9 protein-coding genes are annotated in these 9862 nt (G+C 62.0%); 3 read left to right on the top strand and 6 right to left on the bottom strand.

What is annotated here, in order from left to right:
- Positions 1 to 169: 169 nt before the first annotated feature.
- The 5 genes from ACO550_RS39135 to ACO550_RS39155 form a co-directional block, all read right to left on the bottom strand.
- Complete coding sequence (locus tag ACO550_RS39135) at positions 170 to 1234, bottom strand: oligopeptide/dipeptide ABC transporter ATP-binding protein (protein ID WP_315598786.1); 1065 nt, start codon at positions 1232 to 1234, stop codon at positions 170 to 172.
- Positions 1231 to 2229 carry an oligopeptide/dipeptide ABC transporter ATP-binding protein gene (locus tag ACO550_RS39140; protein ID WP_315598787.1) on the bottom strand — a complete coding sequence of 333 codons (999 nt, stop codon included), beginning with the start codon at positions 2227 to 2229 and terminating at the stop codon, positions 1231 to 1233. The genes ACO550_RS39135 and ACO550_RS39140 overlap by 4 nt, the downstream gene beginning before the upstream one ends.
- An 11-nt stretch (positions 2230 to 2240) precedes the next feature.
- Positions 2241 to 3170, bottom strand: coding sequence for an ABC transporter permease subunit (locus ACO550_RS39145; RefSeq protein WP_315598788.1), 930 nt, complete (start codon positions 3168 to 3170; stop codon positions 2241 to 2243).
- 3 nt (positions 3171 to 3173) lie between these two features.
- On the bottom strand, positions 3174 to 4151 hold the full coding sequence (locus ACO550_RS39150; protein WP_315598789.1) for an ABC transporter permease subunit: 978 nt from the start codon (positions 4149 to 4151) through the stop codon (positions 3174 to 3176).
- Between the two features lie 197 nt (positions 4152 to 4348).
- Positions 4349 to 5947: an ABC transporter substrate-binding protein gene (locus tag ACO550_RS39155; protein ID WP_315598790.1), complete on the bottom strand. Its 1599-nt coding sequence runs from the start codon at positions 5945 to 5947 to the stop codon at positions 4349 to 4351.
- A gap of 370 nt (positions 5948 to 6317) precedes the next feature.
- Here ACO550_RS39155 and ACO550_RS39160 point away from each other — a divergent pair, with 370 nt between their 5' ends.
- Together ACO550_RS39160 and ACO550_RS39165 are read left to right on the top strand one after the other, a co-directional pair.
- On the top strand, positions 6318 to 7511 hold the full coding sequence (locus ACO550_RS39160; protein WP_315598791.1) for a M20 aminoacylase family protein: 1194 nt from the start codon (positions 6318 to 6320) through the stop codon (positions 7509 to 7511).
- A 38-nt stretch (positions 7512 to 7549) separates the two neighbouring features.
- Positions 7550 to 8575, top strand: a complete 1026-nt coding sequence (locus ACO550_RS39165) for a DUF2891 family protein (RefSeq protein WP_315598792.1) — start codon at positions 7550 to 7552, stop codon at positions 8573 to 8575.
- A gap of 17 nt (positions 8576 to 8592) precedes the next feature.
- Here ACO550_RS39165 and ACO550_RS39170 read toward each other — a convergent pair whose 3' ends face one another.
- Complete coding sequence (locus ACO550_RS39170; protein WP_315598793.1) at positions 8593 to 9384, bottom strand: DUF3047 domain-containing protein; 792 nt, start codon at positions 9382 to 9384, stop codon at positions 8593 to 8595.
- On the opposite strand from ACO550_RS39170, the gene ACO550_RS39175 reads away from it, so the two are divergent.
- Complete coding sequence (locus tag ACO550_RS39175; protein WP_315598794.1) at positions 9383 to 9526, top strand: hypothetical protein; 144 nt, start codon at positions 9383 to 9385, stop codon at positions 9524 to 9526. The two genes, ACO550_RS39170 and ACO550_RS39175, sit on opposite strands and share 2 nt — an antisense overlap.
- Positions 9527 to 9862 lie beyond the last annotated feature (336 nt).

Below are 9862 nucleotides of genomic sequence, written 5' to 3' on the forward strand. Positions count from 1 at the left end.
ATCCTGGGGTTATCGATCTAATGCATCCAGATCGAATTGTGCGACATACAAGGGGTTGGGGGAGAGGGCAAAGCGGTTCAATTTGCCGATATCGCGTCTTGATGCACCGGCCCTCTCCCCCGCCCCTCTCCCGCAGCGCGGGAGAGGGGAGAAAATCCACACCCACTCTTCAACTCACATCATTGAGATGGCACGCCGACCATCGTAGCGGCGCAATCTCCTTCAGCACCGGTTGTTCGGTCTTGCAGCGCGGCATCGCATGCGGGCAGCGCGGATGGAAATGGCACCCCGTCGGCGGGTTCAGCGGCGACGGGATTTCACCGCGAATCGCCACATAGGTTTTCTTGCCAACCTCCAGCTTCGGCGCTTCCGCCAGCAAGGCCTGCGTGTACGGATGGTTTGGCGTGGCAAATACATCCTCGGTCGGCGCCGACTCCACCACGCGCCCCAGGTACATGATCACCACGCGGTCGCTGATATGCTTGACCACGCCAAGGTCATGGCTGATGAACAGGTACGTCAGGTTCAACTCTTCGCGCAGGCGCATGAACAGGTTCAGCACCTGGGCCTGGATCGACACATCGAGTGCCGCCACCGATTCATCGCAGACCAGGAACTCGGGCTTCACCGCCAGCGCGCGGGCAATGCCGATACGCGCGCGCTGGCCGCCGGAAAACTGGTGCGGAAAACGGCGCAGCACGGTGGGATCCATGCCCACGCGCACCAGCATGTCTTCCACATAGGCTTTCTGGGCGCCCTTCTCCACCATGCCATGCACGACTGGCGCCTCGCCGACGATGTCCATCACGCGCAAACGCGGGTTCAGCGATGCGTACGGATCCTGGAAGATCATCTGGATCGCCAGCTGCTTCTCGCGCTTCTTGTCGGCTGGCAGGCGGTCCAGATTCGTGCCGCGCCAGAACCGCTCACCCTCGGTCAACGAGTGCAGGCCCACGGCCATGCGGCCAAGCGTGGACTTGCCACAACCGGACTCACCCACGAGCCCCACGACTTCACCGGTACGGATCGACAGGTCGACCTTGTCGACCGCATGCACGACTTCCATGCGCTGATGCGCGCCAAACACATTGGCGATCTTGGCCGCGACATCGAGCGACTTGACGAAGCGCTTCGAGACGCCACGCAGTTCCAGCAACGGCGCCACCGGCGTGCCGGTATCCACCGCCGCGCCTGCCGTGACGGCGGCGGGAGTGTCGATCACAGGGGTACTCATGCGGCCTCCTGCTGGGCGTGGACCGGGTGGAAACAGCGCAACTGGCGCCCATCGGAAGACGCTTCGAGCGGCGGATCGGACTTGCACACATCGGTGGCATACGGACAGCGGTTACGGAACGAGCAGCCACCCGGCAGGTTCAGCAGCGACGGCGTCATCCCCGGAATCTGGCGCAGCGGTGCACCACGCGGATTGCGGGACGGCGCGGAACCGATCAGGCCATGTGTGTACGGATGCGCGGGATGTTCCAGCACCTGGCGCACATCGCCCGCTTCCACGATCTTGCCCGCGTACATCACGCAAACCTTGTCGGCCAGGCCAGCCACGACGGACAGGTCGTGCGTGATCCAGATCAGCGCGGTGCCCGACTCGCGGCACAGCGTCTGCATCTCGTACAGGATCTGCCCCTGGATGGTCACGTCCAGCGCGGTAGTGGGTTCGTCGGCGATGATCAGGTCGGGCTTGTTCAGTAGCGCAATGGCGATGGCCACACGCTGGCGCATGCCGCCCGAAAACTGATGCGGATAGGCCAGCAGGCGTTCGTCCGGCGACGGAATGCCCACGCGTGCCAGCGCATTGCGGGCCCGCTCACGCGCCGCGTCCTTGCTGATATTGTCGTGCGCGCGCACTGCCTCGATCATCTGCGTGTCGATGCGCAGCACCGGGTTCAGCGTCATCATCGGATCCTGGAAGATCATCGCGATCCGGTTGCCACGCACGTCGCGCTGTTGCGCCGGCGTCAGCGCACGCAGGTCGCGCGTGACACCATCGCGGCTGGTCAGCGCGATACGGCCCTCGACGACCTTGCCCGGCGGATCAATCAATCCCATGATCGAATAGCCGGTCATCGACTTGCCCGAGCCCGATTCACCGACCAGACCCATGATCTCGCCACGGCCCACCGAGAACGACACATCGTCCACGGCCTTGGCCACGCCAGCGCGCGTAAAGAACTGCGTCTTCAGGTTCTCGACGACCAGGGTTGGCTGTGTCATGTCGATCTCCTTTACTGCGTCTGCAGACGCGGGTTCAGCACGTCGCGCAACTGGTCGGCCACGAGGTTCATCGCCACGATGGTGACCACCAGCGCGATACCGGGGAAGAAGCTGATCCAGTACTTGCCGGACAGCATGTATTGCTGTCCGTTGGCAATCAGCATGCCCAACGACGGCTCCGTGACCGGCACGCCGAGCCCGAGGAACGACAGCGTTGCTTCGAGCGTGATGGCCGATGCCACCTGCAGCGCGGCAATCACGATCAACGGCGGCAGGCAGTTGGGCAGCAGGTGCCGGAACATGATGCGTTGCGGCGGCAACCCCAGGCAGGTGGCCGCTTCAATGTATTCCTTGCGCCGTTCGACCAGCGCCGCGCTGCGCGTGGTGCGTGCGTAATAGGCCCACTGCACCGCCACCAGCGCGATAACGATATTGCCGATGCCCGGACGCAGGAACGCCAGCAGGATCAATGCGAGCAGGATTGGCGGGAACGACAGTTGCAGGTCGGCCACGCGCATGATGAACGCTTCTGTGCGCCCGCCGATGTAGCCGGCCAGCAGACCCAGCGTGGCGCCCAACAACAGCGCGATCACGGTACTGACCACGCCCACGCCTACGCTGATGCGCAGGCCGTACATCACGGCCGACAGCATGTCGCGGCCCTGCTCGTCGGAGCCCAGCAGGAACGTCATGCCGCTGCCCGCCTGTTCGCCGGGTGCCAGCCGCGCGTCGAGCACATCGAGCGTGGCCAGGTCATACGGATTCTGTGGCGCCAGCCACGGTGCGAAGATCGCGATCAGGATGATCAGCAGCAGCGTCACCAGGCCCAGCATCGCCAGCTTGCTTTCCACGAACTGCCGCGCGAAACGGCGGAACGGCGTCTGTTCCTTCACGGCGGCTACCGGCTTGGCCGCTGCCTCGGGTACGGTCGAAGTGCTCATGGCTCAGCCCTTGTTGTCGGCAATGCGCACGCGCGGATCGAGCATGCTGTAGACGATGTCCACCACCAGGTTGATCAGGATGAACAGCGTCACGATCACCATCAGGTAGGCAACAATCACGGGGCGGTCCAGCAACTGGATCGAGTCGATGATCAGCTTGCCCATGCCGGGCCACGCAAAGATCGATTCGGTAACGATCGCGAACGCAATGATCGAGCCGAACTGCAGCGCAATCACGGTGACGATCGGGATCAGGATGTTCTTCAGCACATGCACGCCGACAATGCGCGTATTGGACAGCCCCTTGGCGCGCGCGAACTTCACATAGTCCTGCAGCATCGCTTCCTGCGTGCCGGCGCGCGTGAGCCGGATCACCATCGCGATATTGAGCAGCGACAACGTGACCGCGGGCAGGATCAGATGGCGGATGCCGTCGAGCGTCAGGAAGCTCAGCGGAATGCCAAGCACGCGCACCGTTTCGCCGCGGCCATTCGATGGCAGCCAGCCCAGTTGCACGGCGAAGACCATGATCAGCATCAGGCCCACCCAGAACGTGGGCAGCGAGAAACCGAGGATCGACACGGTCATGATGGTCTTGCCGGCGGCGCCATTGGGCCGCAGCCCGGCCCAGAGACCCAGCGGTATGCCAAGCACGATGGCCAGCATCATCGCGAACACGGCCAACTCCAGCGTGGCCGGCATGCGCTCGAAGATCAGCTTCAATGCCGGGGTGCCATGCGCGAACGAGGTGCCTAGGTTACCGTGCAGCGCGTTCTGCAGGAAGATCCAGTACTGCTCCCAGAGTGGCTTGTCGAGGCCGAGTGCGGCAATGGTGCGCTTGATGTCTTCCTGGTCGGCCTGCGGGCTGATCAGTATGTCGACCGGATTACCGATCGCGAAGACGCCGAGAAATACGAGCAGCGACATGACCAGCAGCACAACCACGCTCTGCATCAGACGCCGAATGATGAAGACCAGCATGTTCCAGACGCTTTTCCTTTCGCTGGCATGCGTGGTGCGCTGCCAGCGTGTTCGCGACCCACGGGGGATATCGTGGTGAGGTCGCCCCGGCCAGTCGATGCCGGCCGGGGCCGCGATCATACCGGAGCCGCGGTGATGCCCGATACGGCTCCGTCTTGCCTGAATGCCAGCTTAGTGTGCCAGCTTACTGTGCCACCTTACTGCGGCTTGAAGTTATGTGCGTAGGTGCGTTCGTCGGTACGCGGCACGTACACGATACCCTTCTGCGTGGCCCACGTCGTGACCTGATGGTGGACCGGGATGATGCCGCCGTCGAGCACCGCAATCGCCGTGGCTTCCTGCAGCAGCTTCGAACGCTCGGTGTCATCCACAGTAGCCAGCGCCTTCTCGAGCACCACATCCATCTTCGGGTTGCAGTATTCACCCCAGTTGGTGGTACCAAAACCCTTCTTGGAATCCTCGCAGGCCAGCAGCGCACGCAGCGGCGAGCTCACTTCGCCGGTCTGCGCGCCCCAGCCGACCAGGCCAAACGACCACTCGTGCTTGATCGCCTTCGACGAATACGTGGCCATCGGCATGCCTTCCACCTTGGTGTTGATGCCAATGCGGGTCAGGTTCTGCGCGATGGTCTGGGCAATCTTCTCGTCGTTGACGTAGCGATTGTTCGGCGTATGCAGCGTCAGGCCAAAGCCGTTCGGATAGCCGGCATCGGCCAGCATCTTCTTGGCCGCTTCGGGATCGTACTTGAGCGTCTTGAGCTGCGGGTTGTGGCCGAACATGGTCGGCGGCACCAGGTTGTTGGTCGGCTCGGACAGGCCTTCCATCAGGCGGTCCTTGATGCCCTGGCGGTTGATGGCCGTGCTGATGGCAATGCGCACGCGCGCGTCCTTCAGCGGATTCTTGTCCATCGGCTGGCCTTCCTTCGTGGTGACGAACGGCGACTTGTCGCGCTTCACATCGAAGTACAGGTAGATCACGCGATGCGAGATCTTCGAGAAGAACGACAGCTTGGGATCGTTGCGTACCTTCGGCAGGTCGGGGGTCGGCACGTTCTCGATGGCCTGGACATCGCCCGACAGCAGCGCCGCCAGGCGCGTGGCCGGGTTCGGGATGAAGCGCAGCGTCACCTTGTCCCATGCCGGCTTCGGTCCCCAGTAGTCGGGGTTGCGCACCAGTTCGACCCGGTCGTCGCGCGCATAGCTGACGAACTTGAACGGACCGGTGCCGATCATGCCCTTGCCTTGCGCGAAATCGTCGGAAGTCAGGCCCTGCGTGGCCTTCTTCTGCACCATGAACACCGCGGTCAGGTCGTTGAGCATCAACGGATACGGCTGGTTGGTGGTCACCTGGATCGTGTACTTGTCGATGATCTTCTTGTTGATGATCGCCTTGGTGTACACGTCGAACTTGCCGGGGCTGTTGACGATGGTAGCGGGACGGTCGAGCGACCACGCAATGTCTTCGGTGGTCAATTCCGTGCCGTCATGCCACTTCACGCCCTTGCGGATCTTGAATTCCCACGTGAGGTTGTTGACGAGCTTCCACGACTCCGCCAGGCCAGGTATGACCTTGCTGTCCGGATCGAGCTTGATCATCGTCTCGAACACATGCTCGGACACATTGATGTTCGAGAACAGATTATAGAAATGCGGATCCATTGAGGTCGGAGGCGAACTCATGGCGATCTTGAGGTCGGCCGCCTGTACCTGGGCGGCCAGGCCCAGGCCGATTGCACCGGTCAGCAGGACGGTACCAACGGTCTTGCCGATTGCCTTCTTGACGTTGCGAAGGGACATCGCGCGATTCTCCCTGTGGGAAGTCTTGAGTCTTGAAATGACAATGAGGATCAGCCGCGCTTCCCGTCATTTTCTCAGCGGAACCAGCCGCATTTTGGTGCGGCGTTCTACATGGCAACGTGGGGCGCGGCCGGCCGGGCACTTCAAGCATGAACTGTTCCAGCAGTGCCGGGCATCCGCCATGCGGGGAAACCCACCCGCGTCGGCGGTCATTTCGCCATGTTGCGCTGCGCCACTATTGGAGCCGCCAGGGCTTCGCCATGCACGGGATTGGGCCGGCACGTGTAGCCAAAGCCTTGTTTTGGCGCTTCGCGGGCAGCCGTCGTATGATCGGGGGTATCCAATTGCCCCATTCGCCTGGACTGGCATCATGAAGCTCATCCCCGAAATCCTGCAGGCGCAAGCCGAAATCCGCACCATCCGACGCGATATCCACGCGCATCCCGAACTCTGCTTCCAGGAACAGCGCACTGCTGACGTGGTGGCCAAGAACCTGGAATCCTGGGGTATCGAGGTCCATCGCGGCCTGGGTACCACGGGCCTGGTCGGCATCATCCGTAACGGCAACGGTGGCCGCTCGATCGGCCTGCGCGCCGACATGGATGCCCTGCCGCTGCAGGAAGCGAATACGTTCGGCCATCGATCGCAGCATGAAGGCAAGATGCACGCATGCGGCCACGATGGCCATACCGCAATGCTGCTTGGTGCCGCGCGCTATCTGGCCGAGCATCGCAACTTCGACGGTACGGTCCACCTGATTTTCCAGCCGGCCGAGGAAGGCGGCGGCGGTGCACGCGAAATGATCAAGGACGGCCTGTTCGAGCGCTTTCCGTGCGATGCGGTGTTTGGCATGCACAACTGGCCCGGCATGCCGGTGGGATCATTCGGCACGACGGCCGGTCCGCTGATGGCGTCAAGCAACGAGTTCAAGATCGTGGTGCGCGGCAAGGGCGCGCATGCGGCGATGCCGAACAATGGCTGCGATCCGGTATTCACGGGCGCGCAGATCCTGTCGGCGTTGCAGGGCATCATCACGCGCAACAAGCGCCCGATCGATACAGCGGTAATTTCGGTGACCCAGTTCCACGCGGGCGACGCCACCAATATCGTGCCGAACGAGGCTTGGCTGGGCGGTACGGTCCGGACCTTTACGGTGCCGGTGCTCGACATGATCGAACGGCGCATGGAAGAAGTGGCTCGTGCAGTGGCCCAAGCGTTCGATTGCACGATCGACTTTCAATTTCATCGCAATTACCCACCGACCATCAACAGCACCGCCGAAGCCGAATTCGCCGTGGGCGTGGCCAGCGAGCTGGTGGGTGCAACGAATGTCGACGGCAACGTGGAACCGACCATGGGCGCCGAGGATTTCTCGTTCATGCTGCAGGAAAAGCCCGGCTGCTACCTGTTTATCGGCAACGGCGAAGGCTCGCACCGCGAGGCCGGCCATGGCCTGGGCCCGTGCATGCTGCATAACCCGAGCTACGACTTCAACGATGAATTGTTGCCGGTAGGCTCTACGTTCTTCGTGAAGCTGGTGGAGAAGTGGCTGGCGCCGGCCTGACCTGACGCTTTATCTTCCACCTTGGCATACAACGCACGATGAGCTCTTTCCGCCTGGATGACGCCACGGCCGAGCGCTTTGCGCATGTGGCGCTTGAGAATATCGTGCGGCCGTATCCTTACAAGGTGGATCACCTGATGGTGGATGCGGGCGACCTGGCTGCACCGGCGGCACTGCATCCGGTCTTCTATGGCAGTTACGACTGGCATTCATCGGTGCACATGCACTGGTTGCTGGTGCGACTGCTGGCGCTGCGCCCGGACATGCCGATTGGCGCGCGCATCCGTGACACGCTCGATGCCCAGTTACGTCCCGAAGCCATCGCCACCGAACTGGCTTACTTCGAGCGGCCGTCATCGCGCACGTTCGAGCGGCCGTATGGCTGGGCGTGGATGCTGCGCCTGCAGGCCGAGTTGGCTGGATTGGCGTCTCGCGATGCCCAGGCGGCCCAATGGGCTACCGCATGCGCACCGCTGTCCGATCATCTGGCGCTGCGGTTGCTCGACTACATCGACATCGCCGATTTCCCAATCCGTACCGGTACTCACTTCAATAGCGCATTTGCGCTGGTGATGGCGCTGTTTTACGCGAAGAAGGACCAACATCCTGCATTGCGCAAGTCGATCGTACGGCGCGCGCATCGCTGGTTCGGACATGACCAGCGCTATCCTGCGCGGTACGAACCAGGCGGCGACGAGTTCCTGTCTGGTGGCCTGATGGAAGCGGTGCTGATGCAGCAGGTGCTGGACGATTGCGACTTTAGCGAGTGGTGGGAACTGTTCGCGCCTGGGCAGGCCGAGCTTGGAACGTGGCTGACGCCTGTTGTGGTCGCGGATCGAACCGACCCGAAGATGTCCCATCTGGACGGGCTGAACCTGTCCCGTGCCTGGTGTTGGCGCCTGCTAGGTCCGGCGCTGCCAGCACCCCTGCAGCCATTCGCGGTGCGCGCGTGGTCAGATCACCTTGAAGCGTCGTTGCCACAAGCGGTGGAAGGCCATTACGTGGCCACCCATTGGCTGGCCACGTTTGCCTTGCTGGCGCTGGAAGATACCGCGGTCGGCTAACCCGGCCGACCAATCAATCAGTCGATTGTGATATCGCCGTACCAGGATTCGGCGCGGCTCTTGGTATTGTCGGTGTCGGTCATCAGGCCAACCGCGAGGACCTTGCCCGGATCGGTGCCAAATGCCTTGCGGTAGTCGGCGCGCAAGTCGCGCTCATGGCAACGCCATTCCTTGGTATGACGCGTGCCGGAGTCGACCACGATCATGCGCACCCGATCGGTATGCGGATTATTAAGGATGCTGCCTTCGGGACGCTTGCCACCCCAGATATACATCAGCGTGGCATAGGGCATCTCGCGGCCAGTGGTGATACGCGCCATTTCGTACATCAGTTGGTCACGAAGCGGCAACGTGCTGCGATCTCCGTCGAACGCAACGAAAACGCGCAGCGGCGCATCCTCCCGGTGACTGACTGCATTGTCGGCCACGCGAATCACGTCGCTGGTTTTCCACATCCATCGCAAGGTGCCAGCGTCGCGCTGGGCCAGCGGAACATAGAGGCCCGATGCAGAACCGTCAGCCTCCGCATGGAGCACCATACGCTGGTCGACTTCCGTAAGCGAATACCGGGTGGGGATCTTGTTGCGATTGACGGTCCACGGTTGCCAGCCAACGGGAACCGCTTTGGCGTCGCCTGATACCGAAAACTGGGGGAGCTGCGACAGCAATGGCAACGGCGGAGCATCTGCTTCCGACTCACCATCACCACCCGCTTCCGCTTCCGAATCCGTTCGTTGCGTACGGTTTGCCAGTTCGAGAGGATCAGCCGCCGCGCTGTTATTAGACGGCAACGTTCCAGCTTTTAGCATGAACGTCTTGCAATCCCCGTCGGAGATCGCGGCCAATTTCGATGGATCAACCGGCGCCATCGTCGACGACGCACAACCGGCGAGCACAAATGCGCTCACCACACATGCCAGTGCTGGCCGGAACTTCATGGCCACCATGTAACCCCCTGAACCCTGATTCTTACCCGTTCGTCGAATCCCAACATCCTGCGTCAGGCCATTCGGCGCCGCGGCTTTGCTGTTGCAGACTACATCGCGTCGACATCTGGACGACGCTTAAGGGCAGAACATATCAGAAGGGATTTCAGGCAGGAATGCTCCCGTACCCTGAATACAACAGCGAACATGGAGAGAACTTGGTTTGGCCGGGTATTCTGCGCAAGAAACGTTGCGCAGAACGTTCGTGCAAACCGTTCGCCCAAAAGCAAAACCCCCAAGCTTTTGGGGCTTGGGGGTTCTGGGTATAAGAGCCTGGCGATGACCTACTTTCACACGGGTA

It is taken from the genome of Cupriavidus sp., from assembly GCF_057315035.1.